This is a genomic window from Paracoccaceae bacterium (genome assembly GCA_033344815.1).
Lineage (GTDB): Bacteria > Pseudomonadota > Alphaproteobacteria > Rhodobacterales > Rhodobacteraceae > Roseobacter.
Map to the genome: position 1 here is coordinate 849,111 of JAWPMR010000001.1, position 19,002 is coordinate 868,112.

At 55.4% G+C, this 19,002-nt stretch carries 20 protein-coding genes; 12 read left to right on the plus strand and 8 right to left on the minus strand.

Going from position 1 to position 19,002, the window contains the following annotated elements; genetic code table 11:
• The first annotated feature begins 472 nt into the window (after positions 1–472).
• Positions 473–1,000, plus strand: coding sequence for a hypothetical protein (locus R8G34_03960; protein ID MDW3222028.1), 528 nt, complete (start codon positions 473–475; stop codon positions 998–1,000).
• A gap of 1,736 nt (positions 1,001–2,736) precedes the next feature.
• Here the strand turns inward: R8G34_03960 and R8G34_03965 are convergent.
• Positions 2,737–3,018, minus strand: coding sequence for a DUF6471 domain-containing protein (locus tag R8G34_03965; protein ID MDW3222029.1), 282 nt, complete (start codon positions 3,016–3,018; stop codon positions 2,737–2,739).
• A gap of 97 nt (positions 3,019–3,115) precedes the next feature.
• Here R8G34_03965 and R8G34_03970 point away from each other — a divergent pair, with 97 nt between their 5' ends.
• Complete coding sequence (locus R8G34_03970; protein ID MDW3222030.1) at positions 3,116–4,075, plus strand: IS1595 family transposase; 960 nt, start codon at positions 3,116–3,118, stop codon at positions 4,073–4,075.
• On the opposite strand, the gene R8G34_03975 is transcribed toward R8G34_03970, so the two are convergent.
• Positions 4,072–4,818, minus strand: coding sequence for a hypothetical protein (locus R8G34_03975; protein ID MDW3222031.1), 747 nt, complete (start codon positions 4,816–4,818; stop codon positions 4,072–4,074). The two genes, R8G34_03970 and R8G34_03975, sit on opposite strands and share 4 nt — an antisense overlap.
• Before the next feature lie 389 nt (positions 4,819–5,207).
• On the opposite strand from R8G34_03975, the gene R8G34_03980 reads away from it, so the two are divergent.
• Positions 5,208–5,378 (plus strand): hypothetical protein, encoded by a 171-nt coding sequence (locus tag R8G34_03980; protein ID MDW3222032.1) that lies wholly within the window; start codon positions 5,208–5,210, stop codon positions 5,376–5,378.
• A 2-nt stretch (positions 5,379–5,380) separates the two neighbouring features.
• A complete protein-coding gene (locus tag R8G34_03985) occupies positions 5,381–5,659 on the plus strand; it encodes a hypothetical protein (GenBank protein ID MDW3222033.1) in 279 nt (92 codons plus the stop codon).
• Positions 5,660–5,673: 14 nt separating this feature from the next.
• Here the strand turns inward: R8G34_03985 and R8G34_03990 are convergent, their stop codons facing one another.
• The 5 genes from R8G34_03990 to R8G34_04010 form a co-directional block, all read right to left on the minus strand.
• The gene (locus tag R8G34_03990) at positions 5,674–5,907 is read right to left on the minus strand and encodes a hypothetical protein (protein ID MDW3222034.1); all 234 of its coding nucleotides are present in this window, start codon (positions 5,905–5,907) and stop codon (positions 5,674–5,676) included.
• A gap of 57 nt (positions 5,908–5,964) precedes the next feature.
• Positions 5,965–6,132 (minus strand): hypothetical protein, encoded by a 168-nt coding sequence (locus R8G34_03995; GenBank protein ID MDW3222035.1) that lies wholly within the window; start codon positions 6,130–6,132, stop codon positions 5,965–5,967.
• Between the two features lie 160 nt (positions 6,133–6,292).
• Positions 6,293–6,487 carry a hypothetical protein gene (locus tag R8G34_04000; GenBank protein MDW3222036.1) on the minus strand — a complete coding sequence of 65 codons (195 nt, stop codon included), beginning with the start codon at positions 6,485–6,487 and terminating at the stop codon, positions 6,293–6,295.
• Between the two features lie 108 nt (positions 6,488–6,595).
• Positions 6,596–7,555 carry a lipoyl synthase gene (gene lipA / locus R8G34_04005; GenBank protein MDW3222037.1) on the minus strand — a complete coding sequence of 320 codons (960 nt, stop codon included), beginning with the start codon at positions 7,553–7,555 and terminating at the stop codon, positions 6,596–6,598.
• Positions 7,556–7,743: 188 nt separating this feature from the next.
• Entirely contained in the window at positions 7,744–8,925 is a 1,182-nt protein-coding gene (locus R8G34_04010) for a DUF6456 domain-containing protein (GenBank protein ID MDW3222038.1), read from the minus strand.
• A gap of 380 nt (positions 8,926–9,305) precedes the next feature.
• Between R8G34_04010 and R8G34_04015 the strand changes: the two genes are divergently transcribed.
• On the plus strand, positions 9,306–9,605 hold the full coding sequence (locus R8G34_04015) for a DUF6477 family protein (protein ID MDW3222039.1): 300 nt from the start codon (positions 9,306–9,308) through the stop codon (positions 9,603–9,605).
• Here R8G34_04015 and R8G34_04020 read toward each other — a convergent pair.
• Positions 9,598–11,142, minus strand: a complete 1,545-nt coding sequence (locus R8G34_04020) for a trimethylamine methyltransferase family protein (GenBank protein ID MDW3222040.1) — start codon at positions 11,140–11,142, stop codon at positions 9,598–9,600. The genes R8G34_04015 and R8G34_04020 overlap by 8 nt on opposite strands.
• 197 nt (positions 11,143–11,339) lie before the next feature.
• Between R8G34_04020 and guaA the strand changes: the two genes are divergently transcribed.
• The 7 genes from guaA (at position 11,340) to R8G34_04055 (ending at position 18,985) form a co-directional block, all read left to right on the plus strand.
• Positions 11,340–12,902: a glutamine-hydrolyzing GMP synthase gene (guaA, locus tag R8G34_04025; GenBank protein ID MDW3222041.1), complete on the plus strand. Its 1,563-nt coding sequence runs from the start codon at positions 11,340–11,342 to the stop codon at positions 12,900–12,902.
• A 46-nt stretch (positions 12,903–12,948) separates the two neighbouring features.
• Positions 12,949–13,812, plus strand: a complete 864-nt coding sequence (locus tag R8G34_04030) for a DMT family transporter (GenBank protein ID MDW3222042.1) — start codon at positions 12,949–12,951, stop codon at positions 13,810–13,812.
• Between the two features lie 133 nt (positions 13,813–13,945).
• Entirely contained in the window at positions 13,946–15,067 is a 1,122-nt protein-coding gene (locus tag R8G34_04035) for a hypothetical protein (GenBank protein MDW3222043.1), read from the plus strand.
• 105 nt (positions 15,068–15,172) lie between these two features.
• Positions 15,173–16,099 carry a DMT family transporter gene (locus R8G34_04040; GenBank protein MDW3222044.1) on the plus strand — a complete coding sequence of 309 codons (927 nt, stop codon included), beginning with the start codon at positions 15,173–15,175 and terminating at the stop codon, positions 16,097–16,099.
• A gap of 62 nt (positions 16,100–16,161) precedes the next feature.
• Positions 16,162–17,010 (plus strand): ATPase, encoded by an 849-nt coding sequence (locus R8G34_04045; GenBank protein ID MDW3222045.1) that lies wholly within the window; start codon positions 16,162–16,164, stop codon positions 17,008–17,010.
• A gap of 90 nt (positions 17,011–17,100) precedes the next feature.
• On the plus strand, positions 17,101–18,018 hold the full coding sequence (gene metA, locus R8G34_04050; GenBank protein MDW3222046.1) for a homoserine O-succinyltransferase: 918 nt from the start codon (positions 17,101–17,103) through the stop codon (positions 18,016–18,018).
• A 73-nt stretch (positions 18,019–18,091) separates the two neighbouring features.
• Entirely contained in the window at positions 18,092–18,985 is an 894-nt protein-coding gene (locus tag R8G34_04055; protein MDW3222047.1) for an alpha/beta hydrolase, read from the plus strand.
• The last annotated feature ends 17 nt before the right edge of the window (positions 18,986–19,002 follow it).

The following is a 19,002-nucleotide window of genomic DNA, read 5'->3' on the forward strand; positions in this document are numbered from 1 at the left end:
AATATGTCTCGCTCAATAATGACTCGCGCCAGTACTTTCACAAGACGCCCGACGTTGGCTCGTTGAATGCTTGCGGCCGTGGCTTTGAAGACTGAAACACCTAAAAGCCGTGCGGCCAGGGAGCAGTCCCTAGCTTGCCGCTACTTCCCTCCCAAATTGCGACCGCTCCTACATCCGCGCGATCGCCTCAATATTGAATACATCTGAACTGCTAATTTGCCCGGCAATGTAGAAATTCGCCTGCTGCCAGAACGACCAAGGAAATAGCCTACCAAATCAGAACCAACTCGTCGTCCATCCGCCCCGAGCTTTCCAGAACTGTCGTCATTGTGTTGGCGAATAAAGCAGTCTCTGGTCCCCCCCGAGGAAAGAGACAGAGTCGATACGGTCCCAAAAGAAAACGAGGTATGCCCTGCCGTGTGTTTGGCAGAGCCCTGGACGTAGGGGTTTGGGGTTTTGGAGAGGGTCAAATGTGGAAACGGGTCTTCACCTGCAACGTGCGCGTGCTGGGTGGCTGCTGTCTGAACATCCGGGCGCGTGTGACAGCCAGTCTGCTGTGATCAAACCGATTGCCCTGAAGGGTGTTTGTCGGCCGGATATGCTGTCGGCGTGGGGTCGGCGGGCTGAAACGGACAGCGGACAGCGAGATGGTATGAGGGCCGCTGAGGGGGATCGGATCGGGGCGTTTAAGCGCGAGAACCGCCAGTTCCGGCAGGCCAGTGAGGTCCTGAACAAGGGAACACCAATGGCCCAAGTGCCTGTGGCAAAGGCATATTTTGCTCCCGCTCTCATCACCGCAGGCGGGGACTGCCGCGCCGCGCGGCAGAGCGCGACCGTCGGTTTCGGAAAGGATCGACTTTATCAAAGAACATCGAGAGCTCTGTGGGGTCGGGCCGGTCTGCCGGGCAATGGACATAGCCGGAGTTCGCCCGGCGGCGCGTGTGAACCGGCCATTCCGGGCGGTTACGGCGATGCAAATCGCCCCACGGGGAACCGGTGAGCGTCACCTATGTCCCGACCTCGCAGGCGGGCGCCCGCGTCGCCGTTGTGCGGGATACCTTCGCCAACAAGATCGTCAGTTGCCGCGCATCAGGACCGCAACACTCGCGCGTCCTGGAGACGCTCTACGAACGAGGGCCTGATCCTTCCCGGCGACCCTTCAAGCCAATATATCGATCAAACAGGGCGCAGGATGCGCGGATGCCCGGTTGCACCCCGGCCTCGGCACCGTCGGGGACGCTGCCCGGCTTCCTCACGGCAGACGGCACGCACGGACCTCACCCCATCGCAGTGCAGGGCAAGCCTTGAAAGGGGCCTGATTCAACACCTGTCGCCGACCTGACCCCATCGCACAGATGAAACCGGCTGAGGCGGCATCCCCTGCAAAAACAAACGCTCTCGATAACGCCGCGGAAAAAGAGACAAACCTCCGGTAGTGCGACAAATGCGGGGCGGTTCAATCCAGCCGGTTTCAGCCCTGCGTGGGCAGTCCGATGGGGATTAAAAAGCAATGACAGATCAGGCAAGCGACGCATTCGACAAACGCGCGAGCAGGAACAAATTTTACCAACAGAGGAGCTTATTCATGGGTTCACGAAAACACCCACTGCCTCTTCCTGGCACAATATCTACCCTACGCAGGTGTATCGCGAAACTTCGATCTTGATTGAGGAACCAATTGGTCAAACCAACTATCAGATTTCAGATCGAAGGTCGGGCTGAAGACCTAAAGGACCGAGCAGACGCTCGATCCGCGTTTCGTCGGGAATACTGTGATCGGAACCGATGACAGATTTCGCCAGCAAGGTGCGAAAAGAAGAGGAGACTAGAGATATCGACACCAACTAAATTTCAAAGTGCGCCGTTGATTCCAGCGCGAGGGCAAACAGGTTGGGCTAAGGATCGCATCAATAGGCACGGTAAGCACTTGCCGGGCTAAGTATCTTTCGTATGTCACCCCATCTCCCCTCCTGCAGATTTACCCTGCACCTTGCCAGCCAGGGCGTGGAGCATGACCGATATTTGTCCGTTGCCTCGGTAGTGCTTGAAGGTCGCTGCTCCACGCGGCCACGGGTCTGAAACTCTATTCCTGACTGGTTCACCTTAGGGTCTGGAACCTCGCGTTGCGCACTCAAAATGGGCGTCATTGTCGCAGAAAGCGGTTTCTGCAACAGAGGCTTCGGCTTGTGCACCACCCTGAATTCGTCGCCTGCCATGATAAGAAGAGAATCGTGAAAACGCACGAAACTATCACACGTCACGCCTTCATCGTGCTGAATGGCGGCAAAGGATATGAAACCCGCGCACCCTTTCATGCGCAGACCCAGAGCAACGCCAAGGCATCAAATGCGTGCACCAGAGATTCCGAACCAGCATCAAAGTGGAGAATGTCGACCTGCCCGGTGGCCCGAGCCGCCCGACGTTCGCCCTGGCCAGGCGCTTTGCTCAACGGCTACATCGCGCGAGGACAAGAGGACAAAGCACCCGAGGCAGGATAAAATCAGACGCGGTTTGTTCGAATAGATCGCGCTGTTCTGCACCCCAAACCGAAAACAAACAACCGGCGCCAAACCGTCGACCGCTGACTTCAAAAACCGATAGTGCGCATTGAAAATTCCAATGCTCCACGTCGCAAGCGGTATTTTAGAGATCCTTGCCAGACGATTTGTTGCCCAATACTTTTTTGAGACAAAACAACGGCATTATGGAGCAAAATCACCAAATACGGTTAGTAAATTATTCCACCTTTATTTCAAGGTCCATCGCTGCGAGGCATTGAAGAAGGAAAGCCGAACTAAAGCCGCCACGGCTTATTTTGTTCGCTACACCGCCCGAACTCATATCGACACCTATTGCGGCAAGGCGGGCGGTAAGCTGGTCTACAGTCACGCCCTTGGACCGCATGGCCTCTCTGACCATTTCTCGCGCCTTGTCTTCATATTCGACATTCACCGGACTTGCCTTACGTGCAACCGGCTTGGGCGGCGTAGGTCTCTGCGCTCTATCAATCGTATTCATGGATCACCTTTTTTGGAATAACCATATTCGGTGAATATATGTGTTGACGTGGAATCTGTCTACTGCCATAAGTAGTTCACCAAATAAGGTGAGTATCATGTCGCAGCACTTCCTCTTGTCACCCGCAGCCAAAACGCTTTCACTTGTGAAGGTCATGCGCATGTCACACGACGAAGCCCGTGATGCTTTCCGCAGTATCCGCTTCGCCGATACCAATGGAGAGCCATACTGCCCAGAGTGCGGTTGCTGTGAGGCATATGACCTCAAAACACGTCAGGTGTATAAATGCAAAAGTTGCTCAAAGCAGTACAGCCTGACGTCTGGCACGATCTTCGCAAGCCGCAAGCTGGCAATCCGCGATATTCTGGCGGCAATCACCATCTTTATTAATGGCGCAAAGGGCTACAGCACATTGCAGTTGTCCCGCGACTTGTCTGTTGATTACAAAACCGCTTTCGTCATGCTGCATAAAGTCCGCGAAAGCATAGAGATTGCCCGCAGCGAGGGCGCACTGTCCGGCTCTGTCGAAGTAGATGGCGCTTACTTTGGCGGCTATGTGAAGCCAGCCAATGAAAAGAAGGACCGCAAGGACCGCCGCAAGAAAGTCCACCAGTCAGGCAAGCGTCAGTCCGTTATCGTGATGCGTGAACGTGGCGGGCGCACACTTACTTATGTCACTCGCACGGAAGCTGAGGGCGTGGCACTGGACGCAGCAAACGTACAGCATGGCGCAACAGTTCACGCGGATGAAGCCGGACACTGGGATAAACTGGCTGCTTACTTCCCAATAAAGCGCATCAACCACCAAGAAGCCTATTCAAAGGATGGCGCCTGCACCAACCAAGCCGAAAGCTTCTTTAGCCGCCTGCGCCGTGCAGAGGTTGGCACACACCACCACATCGCGGGCAAGTACCTTGGCGCGTATGCCGCTGAAATGGCGTGGCGTGAGGACTTCAACCGGGTTGCAAATGGGTATCAGTACACGATGGCTGTAAGCGCGGTTGCTGCGGCTCCACAGTCCCGCCAGTGGGCGGGCTACTGGCAGCGTCGGGCCTAATGCTTGGCGGCTCGGCGCAATCTTTTTACAACTAGAGCAAACCATTCTTCAAGATCTTCGATACTGTCTTCGGACAGATTGTCGGGATAAGTGAACGCAACCTCACCCTCAATTGCATCAAAGATCATGCGCTTGCTCCCAGCCACGACAGGCTGAATTGCAGGCGCTCGGGGGGCGGTTGTGGCGAGATTTTGTTCCATTGCGGGTTGCTCCTGAGGACTGATTCCAGGAGATTCTTGCACCGCACTTTCGGAACGACCACTTCTTTCGGATACGTCATGTTGGCTCAAGTATTCGCATGTTTCAAGATACGCGGGAACCACGACCTTGACAGCGGCACTTGTGAACTCCTGCCGCAACAGGTGGGCGCGCAGATTGTTTTCTGACGGAATCGTTTCAGGGAACCTTTCATTTAAGGAAGCAAACAGGTCTGGGTTAAACGCAGCAGCTTTTAGCGCATCCGTTCTGTCAGCGTCACTTTCAGGCTCAATGAGATCAAGAGCCAGGGATGTTACTTGCAGCATCCTCTTCCCAGCATCACTTGTTAATCCGAACTGTTTTAGCGAAGCTAGAGCGGTTGCTGACGCACCATTTAAGCTGGAATATCCAATGTGTTGAACCGCCGAATCGCGATCAACAGGGTTCATCCCATCCTTATCAAAAATCTTTTTGACCGCCGCCTCCGCTTCCGGTAAAGAGAGTGACGGATATCTAGGACTTCTAACACGTTGTTTAATAGGCATTTAATTTCTCACTTCTTGTCTGCACTGGTGGATGCGAGAGTTATACGTATAAAAACTTCAGAAATCCAGCGAAATGACGTATACGTGTTGACGTATAGATTTGCTGCTGTATGTTCTTCGCTCAAAGGCGCACAACATGTAGTGCGTCCAACTGGAGGTTACGAAGATGAGTCAGATATAAGGATGCCCACATGAAAGACGTTCCAGCGTCTTACATGTGGGGCTTGAATAAGGGCTGAGGCGAAAGCCTCGGTCCTCCCTATTTGAACAGACCGAGGTCAGCCAAACAACAACTGACAAATGATTCATTTGGGTCGTTTCGTCAAGCCTGACGTTCGGTCGCAGCATCATGAGGTTTATCGATGCACGACTTGAAAGTGACGCCCGCCATGGCGTCCGTAATCAAACTGGCACGTTCTCAACGCATCCCGTATTCGTGGATCACGGGGTATTACACTGGCCTCAATTTTGGCCGCATCGCTGACGTTATGAAGGGGCGCTTGTTCCCCAACGTGCCGCCAGCGCCGTCACTCCCATCCGACTTTCCGAGGGGGGTGTAGTGATGGCTAATATGTTAGTCACTTACGATCTCAACGGCCCGCATCCATCTCACAAAGAAATGGACGATCTGATTCCGAAGCTGGCGGTAACTTATGGCCGTGTCCTCGAAACAGTATGGTGGGTTGATTATCCGGGTACGGCTGCCCAACTTCGTGATCGCTTGAAAACCATTCTTGGCAGTGAGGATTTGCTGTTGTTGGTCGAGTGTAAGAGTGCGGCATGGACAAAAACCCTTTTGGATAGCAAATCATTCAAAGACGCCTTCAATAAGGCAGCGTAACGATTAAGGGCGGCTTAATGGCCGCCCTTTTTCAGTGCCCATAACTTGCACACCCCATCCATACCCGCCTCGACGACAAGCCCATCTTTCTTGATGGTGTTTATTGAAATGCCGATACGCTTTCGCAGCAAGCGCAAGGTTTCTGCATCCCCGTCTATCATTTGTTCTATCACCCAAGCGTCCGCGATCTGCCGTGCAGACAGCGGGTCAGAGGCTTCCCTTAGCTGTGTCAGGATAAAGCGCTTCAAGTGCCCCTTGGGCGCTGTGTGCCGCGGTATAAACCCGTCATGGTAGGTGGTCGGGGGCTATGCGTTCGGATCGAACAGCGCAACGCAGGCGTCAATATGTTTGATGCTTGTTCGTACCAGCTCTGCCTCTGTCGTGATCTTGCCGAGTAGCTTGGTTAACTCTTTCCGCTTGGCATTCAAGCCTGATACGGTGTTGGGACGTTCATAGACTACAGTGTTTTCCATGCCTCTTTATAGCTAACCATTTAAGATTATACAATAACCTTATTTGGTGAGTTTGCTCCATAATGCCGCAAAACAACGGGACCGACGTTTGGTTTTCGTTGGCGAGGGTGGCGGATTGCTCAGCTCTGAATCTCATCGCAGACATCGACAAGTTTGAGGATCACCTTGCGCGCCAAGGGTCCGACCAAGTGCTTTCCTCCACCGATCCCCGCCTGCTCATCCCGCCCTGCGCATCGCGCGCAACAATAGCGTGAATGGCATCTTCGATGTGTTGGTTTGCGACGTCATATCTCGTTGTGTCGAGAGAATTCTGTATATCTCGGAGGGCAAAAATGGCCCAATGTGAATTTGTCATAGGCTCGGCTTTCAAGAGTAAATTACCCTTTCCACGTACACAACCATGACGATAATTTTTACGGGAAAACCGCTGCGGATTTCCCCGGAAACCCACGCGCAAGTCTGCTCACGCAATTCCTAATTTTCGGTTGCGCGCATCCCGCAGTCGCGCAAAATCATCCCCCGCATGATACGATGAACGGGTCAACGGCGTTGCAGATACCATCAGGAAACCTTTCCCATAGGCTGCCTTTTCATACGAAGCAAATTCATCGGGATGCACGAAACGATCGACTGCATGGTGTTTTGGTGTTGGTTGCAGGTACTGACCGATCGTCAGGAAGTCGATATCCGCAGCGCGCATGTCTTCCATGACTTGCAGCACGGCTTGTTTATCCTCGCCCAAACCCACCATGATTCCTGATTTTGTGAACATGGATGGGTCCAGCTCCTTGACGCGCTGCAAAAGACGCAAAGAATGGAAGTACCGCGCGCCGGGGCGCACTTCTGGGTATAGTCCCGGCACTGTTTCCAGGTTGTGATTGAACACATCCGGGCGTGCTTCAACCACTAGTTCCAAGGCTTCTGGCGCACATTTGATGAAATCGGGTGTCAGAATTTCGATTGTAGTGTCTGGACTGCGATGGCGAATCGCGCGAATCGTCTGAGCGAAATGATCTGCGCCGCCGTCTTCGACATCATCGCGGTCCACCGATGTGATAACCACATGGTTCAGTCCGAGCTTTTCAACCGCATGCGCCACCCGCCCCGGTTCAAAAGCGTCCAGCGCTTCGGGCGGCTTTCCTGTGGCGATGTTGCAAAAAGTACAGGCGCGGGTGCAGACCTCTCCCATGATCATCATGGTGGCGTGGCCCTGGCTCCAGCATTCCCCGACGTTCGGGCACCCGGCTTCTTCGCACACAGTTACCAATTTGTTTTCACGCATGATCCGTGCCGTTTGTGCATACCCCTCCCCGCCCGGCGCTTTGACGCGAATCCAGTCCGGCTTTTTAGGTTGCGGATTATCCGGACGCCGGGCTTTTTCGGGATGGCGTTGCTCGGGGATTTTCAGATCGCGCGGGGCCATATTGGTCTTTCTCAAACGACAGAAGCTTTGAGCGCCTCCTACCTCTCCTGTTTAACCGAGTTGTAATGATGGTTTCAACAGGGCTCGGCGTCGCAGCCAACATGGGAGCCATGCAAATTCTGCACCCCTCAACGTAAAAGGGACGCTGTAAAAGCGCCCCTCATCAAGTCCTGCATTTGTTTTTTCAGCTAGCCGATCAATGGACCACCGGGGCCGATTGTCTCGTCATAGTGGCGCTTAAGCCGCATCAGGGCGATGCGCAGTACGATCTTGCCGGACCGCGCTGACCAGCCCAGTTTCTTTTCGGCCGTTTCCAGACCTTCGAGATAGCAACAGCACCGCAACACCACGTCCGATAGCCCCGGCCCAAGATCGGCCAGCGCATCAGCCACGCGTTTGCGCGCGGTGGAGGGACCATCTCCTACGCCACTGTCAGGTACAAAACTGCCACACCCGCCTGAGGTCAGGAACTTGTCCCAGTTCTGCGCGACTCGAGGACCCATCTGCGCCAGTTCAAAGTCTTCTCGCAACCGTTCGCCAACGGTTACAAGATCATCATCCAGGAAGTTCTCGCCATTCTTGTCACGGCGTCGGGCCAATGCCGTCAAAGGGCTTTCCGCAAGGTTGTAGCGCATACGGCGTGGACGGCCTGTATCCACATCCGGAAGGGATTTTTCCCCCCAACTGCGATGCTGACCGGCGAAATCGGCAGGGGCTTCGGCAAAACCGCCTGAGACAACTGTGCCACCTTCGGAGCCAAGCATTTCTTCTAGCGCGGCGCGCCCTGTTGCGGTGATGGTATAGCGTGTAATCTTGCCGGATACCTGCGCCGAGATCCATTCTTTCAGCGCCATTGCTTCGGCGATCTTGCGCGTCACAACACCTGTGCGTGTGGCCTGTGCCCCCGCACCATCGCGCACGATAACGGCCTTTTCCATCTCGGCGGCGACGGCCAAAACAGCGCCTTTTTCACAAAGCCTGCGCAAAACGCGCTCGCCTTCTGCTTTCAGGGAAGTCTCGCTTGGTGGGCTGTCCAAATCTTCGGACGGGGCCGTTATACGATCTTGGAAACTCATGGGCATTTCGTCCTTTGTAATCATTTCGGCAGCGTCGGAACGGGGAACAAAATGAGCAGCACCCAGGGCTTTGAGGGCGGCATCAACCAATGGATCATCACGCCGTGTCTCAACCCGCCGGATCTGGCGCAAAATCGTTGAGGCGTGGCAACCCGCCGCCCGAGCCAGCGCCCGGATGGGCAGGCCTGCTTCGGTATGCGCCAAATAAACCTGCGCTGCGGCCGGTACCCAGTCTGGCAAACCTGCCCGGACCGGCATATTCGGGCGCATTGTGGTTATTTCTAGCTCATTCATATCATCGGCACCCTGATCATATCGCAGTTAGGTTGATTTAAAATTTCACGATACAACCTAAGGATGATTTAGTTACCCGTTCGTTAACAGTTTCTGATTTAGCAATTATTCTATTTAAAATATAAACAGTATTTAAACCTCCGTGCGTTGCCCGAGACACATACGCAACAGTGAAAATCGTGAGTGATCGGGTGTGCCAGAAAACCACCTGACAAAACGCATCGTGCGTAAAAGTGCCCCAGTTCAAAGTGTTAACAAGTCCCTAAACCCTGCGAGCGTGGATTTCGGGGCGCGCGCAACACAGCGATCAACGATGTAATATCTGTCACAGCAGGGTGGAATAGCCCGCTTGGGGATAGACGGATATAAAGGAAAACCAAATGCAAGACCTGATCTCAATGCTGCACGCAATTCGACGGCCGCCACTTCTTATGCGGGCAGCGCGTATCGGTGCCGAAGACTACAGACGTTCGGTGCATTTGCCGCGATTGCTGGGCTATGGGATATTGCCCCGGCACGGTTCTGCACTCTTCAAACTGATTGAGATCGAGGCTGAACTTAACACACAACGCACCGGCGGGGATACCAGCTACAGCCTGATTCGACATGTGGATGTGTTGATAGCAATGCTGGGAGAAGCCCGCGTCTTGCGCGCCTCTCAAGCAGCACCCGTTACATGAAACTGTCAGGTGTTTCGGATTTCTTACGCGCGATGTAATCCGAAATCGCCTCGTGGATTGCGGGATCCAGTGCCGGTTGCTGGTAATCATTCAGCATTTTTTCAACACGTAGGCTGGCGAGGGATTGCGTGTCCCGCCCGCCTTCATCTTCCCATGTCTCATAGGGTTTGTAATCCAACAGATCGGACTTCCAAAAGGCCGATTTAAAGTTGTTTTGCGTGTGCTCACACCCGAGGTAATGGCCACCGGGGCCGACTTCGCGAATCGCATCCATCGCCTGCGCGTTGGTATCAATGGACACCCCTCGTGCCAAATGATGCAGGGTGCCAAGCTGGTCGGCATCCATCACGAATTTTTCAAAAGATGACACGAGCCCACCTTCAAGCCATCCACAGGCATGCAACATGAAATTGACACCGGAGAGCAGTCCCATGTTCAGACTATTGGACGTTTCATAGGCGGCCTGGGCATCGGGCAGCTTTGAGCCGCAAAAAGACCCGGCCGACCGATAGGGCAAACCAAGGCGGCGTGCCAGCTGTCCTGCGCCATAGGTGATATGTGCGGCTTCGGGCGTGCCAAATGTCGGGGCGCCTGAGTTCATGTCAATGGACGTCACGAAAGCCCCCATGATCACCGGCGCGCCCGGACGGATCAATTGGCTATAGGCGATGCCTGCCATTGTTTCGGCCAACACCTGCGTCAACGTGCCCGCCACGGACACGGGCGCCATCGCCCCGCCGACAATAAAGGGCGAAATGATGCAGGCCTGATTGTTTTTCGCATAGACCTCAAGCGCGCCCATCATCACGTCATCAAACGTCATTGGCGAGTTGATGTTGATCAGCGAGGTCATCACGGTGTTTTGCTGAACAAAGTCCTCGCCAAACAGCAGACCGCACATTTCCACCGAATCCTGGGCGCGTGAGGGCTCTGTCACTGACCCCATGAACGGCTTGTCGCTGAGCGTCATATGCGCCATCAACATATCAAGATGGCGCTTGTTCACCGGCAGGTCAGTGGGCTCGCACACCGTCCCGCCTGAGTGGTGCAACCATTTGGACATATAACCCAGCTTCACGAATTTGCGGAAATCTTCCATCGTGGCATAGCGGCGCCCGCCAGCGGCATCGCGCACGAAGGGCGGGCCATAGACCGGCGCAAGCACCAGATTTCGACCGCCCACCTCAACGCTGCGCGCCGGGTTGCGCGCATGCTGCGTGAAACTGGAAGGGGCGGTTTTACAAAGCTGCCGGGCAAGGCCGCGCGGGATGCGCACGCGTTCGCCTTTCACATCCGCGCCCGCATCACGCCAGCGCTGCAATGCCGCAGGGTTTTCAACAAAATTTACGCCGATTTCCTCGAGAACCGTCTCGGCGTTGGCCTCGATGATCTCCAGGGCTTCTTCGTTAAGCACTTCGAAATTGGGGATGTTGCGCTCGATAAAGCGCTCGGTCTCAAAAGACACCGCACTGCGCTCAGCGCGCCGGGCTGCGCCTCCGCCGCCCCGTCTTCCCCTACGCTCTGCTGCTTCGGCCATTTCGCTCTCCCCGTCCAATGCTTGCGCTGGTGCTACCCTATTCCGCAGGCTCTATTGTTGCGGTTAACGTCTTTGCAGGGAAAAAAGCGACATGCGCGCCGACGTCTCTTTCATCTCGGGCAAGATTTGAGCCGCTTCGGGGATGCGTGCCCATTCGGGCTCTTGCCACTTGGCCTTCCCACGCCTAATCAGCACTTATGAGCACACATGATCATGACCGCCTTCTCATCATCGACTTTGGCAGCCAGGTAACCCAGCTGATTGCGCGGCGTCTGCGAGAGTTGAACGTCTACTGCGAAATCCACCCTTTCAATATGGTGGACGACGCCTTTCTGACAGAATTCGCGCCCCGGGCCGTTATTTTTTCCGGTGGCCCCTCTTCGGTGTTTGCTGATGGTGCACCGATGCCGCCAAAAGGTGTTTTCGAGCTCGGTGTGCCAATTCTTGGCATTTGTTATGGCCAGCAAGTGATGATGCAGTGTCTGGGCGGCAAGGTGGAACGCGGTCACGGCACCGCTGAATTCGGGCGCGCTTATGTCACACCCGAAGCGCGACGTCTTGCCTTGCTGGAGGGATGGTTTGAGGCAGATCGCGAACAGGTCTGGATGAGCCACGGCGATCACGTCAGCGAAATTGCCCCCGGGTTCGAGGTCTATGGCACCTCGCCCAATGCGCCCTTCGCGATCACCGGGGATATTGGACGCAATTTCTATGCGGTTCAGTTTCACCCCGAAGTGCACCACACACCAAATGGCGCAAAACTCTATGAAAACTTCGTGCGTCTGGCCGGTTTTAAAGGCGACTGGACCATGGGTGCCTACCGCGAAGAGGCGATCCAGCGCATTCGCGATCAGGTCGGTACGGGCCGCGTGATCTGTGCGCTATCGGGTGGGGTTGATTCGTCCGTGGCGGCGGTGCTGATCCACGAGGCCATCGGTGAACAACTGACCTGCGTCTATGTCGATCATGGATTGATGCGCAAAGATGAAAGCGCGCAGGTCGTCGGCATGTTTCGCGAACATTATAACCTGCCCTTGATCCACGCCGATGAATCCGACCTGTTTCTGGGACAACTCGAAGGCGTCAGCGACCCCGAGACCAAACGGAAAATCATCGGCGGGCTGTTCATTGAAGTGTTCGAAAAGCACGCCAAGGAAATGGGCGGCGCGGAATTTCTCGCTCAAGGCACGCTTTACCCTGATGTCATCGAATCGGTCAGCTTTTCAGGTGGCCCCTCGGTGACCATCAAATCACACCACAATGTGGGCGGTTTGCCTGAACGCATGAACATGCAGCTGGTCGAACCACTACGTGAACTCTTCAAGGACGAAGTGCGCGCTTTGGGCCGAGAATTGGGCCTGCCCGACAGCTTTATTGGTCGTCACCCCTTCCCGGGCCCGGGCCTCGCGATCCGCTGCCCCGGTGAAATCACCCGTGAAAAACTCGACATTCTGCGCGAGGCCGATGCGGTTTACATCGACCAGATCCGCAAGCACGGGCTTTATGATGAGATCTGGCAGGCCTTTGTGGCCATCCTGCCGGTGCGCACAGTGGGCGTAATGGGAGACGGGCGTACCTATGATTTTGCCTGTGCCCTGCGCGCGGTGACGTCGGTGGACGGTATGACGGCGGATTATTACCCGTTCAGCCACGAATTTCTGGGCGAAACTGCGACGCGCATCATCAATGAAGTGCCCGGCATCAACCGCGTAACCTATGACATCACCTCCAAACCCCCCGGCACCATCGAATGGGAATAAGGCATGCGCGCGCGCTGTTCAGCTGCGCCGGGGAAAAGCAAACCAGATGAGCCCGACATTCAAAGCCGCCGTCTGGATGATGGGGTCCATCGCATCGTTTTCGTCCATGGCCGTCCTGGGGCGAGAACTTGCAGGCCAACTCGATACCTTTGAAATCATGATGTACCGCAGCCTTTTTGGCGTGGTGATTGTAGTGGCACTGGCCGGGCTGACAGGTACCTGGCGCGAGATCAACACGCAAAACATGTCGGTGCACCTCATCCGCAATATGGCGCATTTCACCGGTCAAAACCTGTGGTTCTATGCGGTAACGGTCATTCCGTTGGCACAGGTATTCGCTCTGGAATTCACCTCACCGATCTGGGTGATTGTGCTTTCACCGTTTCTGCTGGGGGAACGACTGACGCCGATGCGCGCACTTGCGGCGGTCATGGGTTTCATTGGAATCCTTGTGGTGGCACGTCCGGACATTGCCGGGATCAACGCCGGGGTGATCACGGCGGCCTCCTCCGCGATCTTCTTTGCGCTGACCATCATGTTCACCAAGCGACTGACCCGGACCCAGGGCATCACCTGCATCCTGTTTTACCTCACCACGATGCAACTGGTCTTTGGTGTGATTGCAGCCGGGTATGATGGCGATATCGCGGTGCCGACGGCTCAGGCCCTCCCTTTTGTGATGATGATCGGGGCGGCCGGCCTGTTGGCGCACTATTGTATGACCAACGCGCTCTCGATTGCGCCCGCCACGGTTGTGGTGCCGATTGATTTCATCCGCCTGCCCGCCATCGCCGTTGTCGGCATGGTTCTTTACAATGAACCCCTCGATATGTGGGTCCTTTTTGGCGCAGTCATTATCTTTACCGGCAATTATCTGAACATCTGGGCAGAGACGCGTCAAAAAAGTTGATTTTACGTCAGGTCACACGTCATTGTGACTTAGCGTCATTAATTGACGAAAATTGTAATCGTGCTTACGTGCCCTCGCCTGTTCCGCAAATCCGCTTCACAACATTCAGGCGTATCTTCTGGGGAGGAGATCCATGAAATCCTATCTAACAAGTGCAACAGTTTTATGTCTTGTAACAGGTGCCGCCCAAGCCGGAGGCATTGACAGATCTGGTCAATCGATTGAAGCCCTTTTCGAAGAGGGTCGCTATTTGGAGTTCAGTGCGGTCAGCGTGTCCCCGGACATCACAGGCGAAGCACGTACACCGTTTGCCAACGGGTCAGGTTCTGGCGACATCGCACCGAGCTATTTTCGGTACGGTGCGGCATATAAGGCGGACATCAACGAGCAGTGGTCTTATGCCCTGATCCTCGATGAACCCTTTGGCGCGGATGTCGATTACCCATCAGCGACTGGTTATTTTGCATCAACTTCGAATGCTGAATTCACAAGCCAAGCGCTTACGGGCTTGCTGCGATACAAAGACAGGTCAGGTTTTTCGGTTTATGGTGGCTTGCGTCTGCAATCAGCTGAGGCCAATGCGGCTGTAAACTTTGTGCGACCTGGCGCTTTACCACCGCTTTTCTACAACGCGGATGCAGATGTACATTATGGAATCGGCTTTGTTGCGGGTGCATCTTATGAAAAGCCCGAAATCGCACTGCGGGTGTCACTGACCTATAGCTCAGAAATTTCGCACAGCGTTGACACGGTTGAAAACGTTGTCGGCGTCGGATCACGCTCTACATCGACCGAATTTGAGACACCGCAATCGCTCAATCTGGAATTTCAAACCGGCGTGGCCGCGAATACCCTCCTTTTCGGTGGGATACGCTGGGTCGACTGGTCCGATTTTGCCCTTGACCCATCCCTTTACCAAACTGTGACAGGTGGGTCTGCTCTGCTAAGCTATGAAGAAGACGTTATTACCTACACGCTTGGCGTTGGACGACGTCTGAACGAAAATTGGTCGCTTGCAGCCTCAGTAGGGTATGAAGAGAACACGGGGAACCTTTTCACCAACCTTGGTCCTGCAGACGGTCAGACAAGTATCTCGCTGGCCGCAATTTATACGCAAGGCAAATATGAAATTACGACAGGTATTCGTTACTTCTCAATCGGTGATACGACAACCGGGGTTAGCGGCACCCCCGCCGCCGACTTCGACGACAATGACGCTATCGCGTTGGGCGTAAAGATTGCGTATCGCTTCTGATCCTGTAAAATCCAATCAAAGCCCTCGCACACCTTGTTTTGCGAGGGCTTTTTTATGCGCATGATCCGGGTGGTTGCGACACAGGTTCCCACCTAAAGTCCTGATATGATCGAACAGACCAGCATCTCATCAAAAGCCTGGGCCGCGCTGCTGCTTCTTGCCCTCATCTGGGGCGCATCTTTCGTCTCCATTCGCATCGCACTTGATGAGATCGGACCACTTACGGCAGTTGCGCATCGCACGTTTTGGGCCATGCTGGTGCTCTGGGGCGTGATCGCCCTGATGCGCCTGCCCCTGCCTCGCGATCCCAGGGTGTGGGGGGCTTTTCTGATTATGGGGCTGCTCAATAACGTTATCCCTTTCGGCCTCATGGCATGGGGGCAACTGCACATCGAAAGCGGTCTGACCTCCATACTGAACGCGGCGACGGCAGTGTTCGGCGTTTTGCTCGCCGCTGTATTCTTTGCAGATGAACGGCTGAGCCTGCGCAAGGGTGTCGGTGTCGCCTTGGGGTTTATGGGCGTCGCGACAGCAATTGGTCTGGAAAACCTGCGCGACTTTGACCTGCGCTCCCTGGCGCAAATCGCGGTGCTGGGCGGCACCTTGTCTTACGCGCTCGCCGGAGTCTGGGCGCGCAAGACCCTTTCGGGACTGGCACCGCAGGTCGCCGCCGCCGGCATGCTGACCGGATCGACGCTGATCACCCTGCCCCTCGCGTTGTTTGTCGAAGGACCGATCACGCTCGATCTACAGCCGGACACGCTGCTGGCCATCGCCTATTACGCCGTGATCGCCACCGCAGGCGCCTATTTGCTCTACTATTATGTCCTTGCGCGCGCAGGCAGCGGAAACCTCTTGTTGGTGACACTGCTGATCGCGCCCGTCGCCATTGTCCTTGGGGCACTTATCCTAAATGAACAACTCTATCCCAATGCTTATGCGGGCTTTGCATTATTGGCGTTGGGGCTGATCATTCTGGATGGGCGGGTATGGCACCGGATGCGCAGAATGCCTACGAAGGCCGCTGATTGATTGACCCCTTCGGATGGCAAGGCTAGGACTCGCGCGACGGATCAGCCTTCAGGACGGATTTCATGCTCTACTCTTCTGCCGCCGACTGGCGCGCCGCGCCGCGCAAATCCGTGCTGGTCTATGGCATGTCCGGGTTGGGCAAAACCCATATGTCCAACCTGCTGCGCGCCAGTGGCGATTGGTTTCACTACTCTATCGATTACCGCATCGGCACACGGTACATGGGCGAATACATTACCGATAACGCCAAGGCCGAAGCGATGAAGGTGCCTTTTCTCCGCGATCTTCTGATGAGCGACAGCATCTACATCGGCTCCAACATCACCTTTGACAACCTTGCACCCGTGGCCACATACCTCGGCAAACCCGGTGACGCGGCCAAGGGCGGATTGCCCATGACAGAATATGCACGGCGCCAGGAACAGTTCCGCCAGGCCGAAATCGCGGCACTCTATGACACTGCGCATTTCGCAGATCGTGCCGAAGCGCTCTATGGCTACCCCCATTTCATCTGCGATTCCGGCGGGTCGATTTGCGAGTGGGTTGAGGCAGAGGATGATCACGACGCCCTGATGCGGGATTTATCCGCTCATTGCCTGCTGATCTGGATCAAGGGCGATGCAGCCCATACGCAACAACTCATCCGCAGGTTTGATCGCGCGCCCAAACCCATGGCGTATCAACCGAAATTCCTGCTGAACGTCTGGCAAGAATATCTGAACGAAAACAATTGCCTTGAAGGCGATGTTGATCCAGATGATTTTATCAGATTCACCTATGCGCGCGCACTTGCACACCGTCAGCCCCGCTATGAGGCGATGTCGCGCTGGGGCGTCACCGTCACGGCCGATCAAGTTGCTGCGTTAAAAAACCCGCAAGACTTTGATAATCTGATCGCCAGCTGCCTGTAACGCGCGTCACCCAACCGTGAGCGCCGCACCCTTGAGAGCCCTACCTCAAAAGACTATCTGACTTGCCTGAACTTGTTTTGGAAAACGCCCATGCCCATTAAAATCCCGTCCGCCCTACCAGCTTATGACGTGCTGACGCGCGAGGGTGTCATGGTGCTGGATGAGGATGAGGCCGCTCTGCAGGATATTCGCCCCTTGCGCATTGGCCTCTTGAACCTGATGCCCAAGAAAATTCAGACGGAAACCCAATTTGCGCGCCTGATCGGGGCGACGCCCTTGCAGATCGAACTGAGCCTGATCCGCATGTCCGAGCACAAAACCAAGAATACCGCCTCAGAGCACATGGAAAGCTTTTACCGCCCGTTTCAGGATGTGCGGGATGAAAAATTCGACGGGCTGATCATCACCGGTGCCCCGATTGAGCACCTGTCTTTTGAGGATGTGACCTATTGGGACGAACTGCGCGACGTGATGGACTGGACGCAGACAAATGTGCATTCGACCTTTGGGGTGTGCTGGGGGGGAATGGCGATGATCAACCATTTCCACGGCGTCGATAAACATATGCTGGACGCCAAGGCATTTGGCTGTTTCCGGCATCGCAACCTGGCACCTGCCTCGCCCTATCTACGCGGTTTTTCAGATGATTGCGTGATCCCGGTGTCGCGCTGGACGGAAATGCGGCAGAACGAGATAGAAGCCGCACCGGGTCTCAACACGCTGCTGGGCAGTGATGAGGTCGGACCTTGTCTGGTCGAGGACGCCAAGCACCGTGCGCTCTACATCTTCAACCACTTTGAGTATGATCGCGATACGCTCAAACAGGAATATGACCGTGACGTGGTAGAGGGAACGGCGATTTCATTGCCCGCCAACTACTATCCGCAGGATGATCCGACGCAGATGCCCCTGAACAGATGGCGCAGTCACGCCCATCTGCTTTACGGCAACTGGATCAATGAGATCTACCAATCCGCCCCCTTTGAGATGTCGCGCATTGGGTCCTAGGGTGATATTTAGCTGCCTGATTTTTGCGCTTGGCCTTGTTGTCCTGGTACAATGGCGCGCCAGCGCACGAGAAATGCGCGCGGAGGCAAACTACCCTCCGGAAGGCCAGATCGTGCGTGTCCAAGGCGTCAATATACACATCCGCATCGAAGGAAACGGTCCGGATCTGGTTTTGATCCATGGCGCCAATGGATCACTTCAGGATTATACTTTCGATCTTGTTGACCGCCTCAAGGACAGTTACCGCGTGATCGTACTGGACCGACCCGGATTTGGGTGGAGCGGTCGCCTCGCGCCTGAATATGGCGGCGTTCTGAACGTGACCGCGGAACCACCTGCTGTCCAGGCGCGCCTGCTGCAGGGCGCCGTTGACGCCGTTGGTGCAACCCGGCCCATTGTCCTGGGACATTCCTTTGGGGGCGCAGTTGCGCTGGCCTGGGCGCTGGAGCGACCAGAAGACACCGCCGCCTTGGTCCTGATCGGCGCCGCCTCGAACCCCTGGCCGGGTAACCTCGGTGCGCTGTACCAGATCAATTCTTCGCTGCTTGGCAGCTTGTTTGTTGTGCCCGTGATCTCCGCCTTCGCGCCCGGCGACCAGATCCGCGATACCGTGGAGTCAATTTTCGCGCCACAAGCTATGCCGGAAGGATACCTTGATCACATCGGCCCAGACATGAGCCTGCGCCGCCCGACCATGCGCGCTAATGCCCAACAGGTAAACAATCTTCGCCCCTATATCGTTGAAATGGCGCAGCAATACCCTGACCTGACGCTGCCCGTGGAAATCTTGCATGGGACGGCTGATACCATTGTGCCGCTGAGCGTGCATTCGGAACCCTTGGTTGAATTGCTGCCCAACGGCGTGCTGACGCGCTTGCAAGGGATAGGACATATGCCACATCACGCGGTGCCCGATGAAATCGTTGCTGCTGTTGGGCGCGCCGCATCGCGCGCGGGTTTGCGTTAAGGCTGTTAACATCCCAT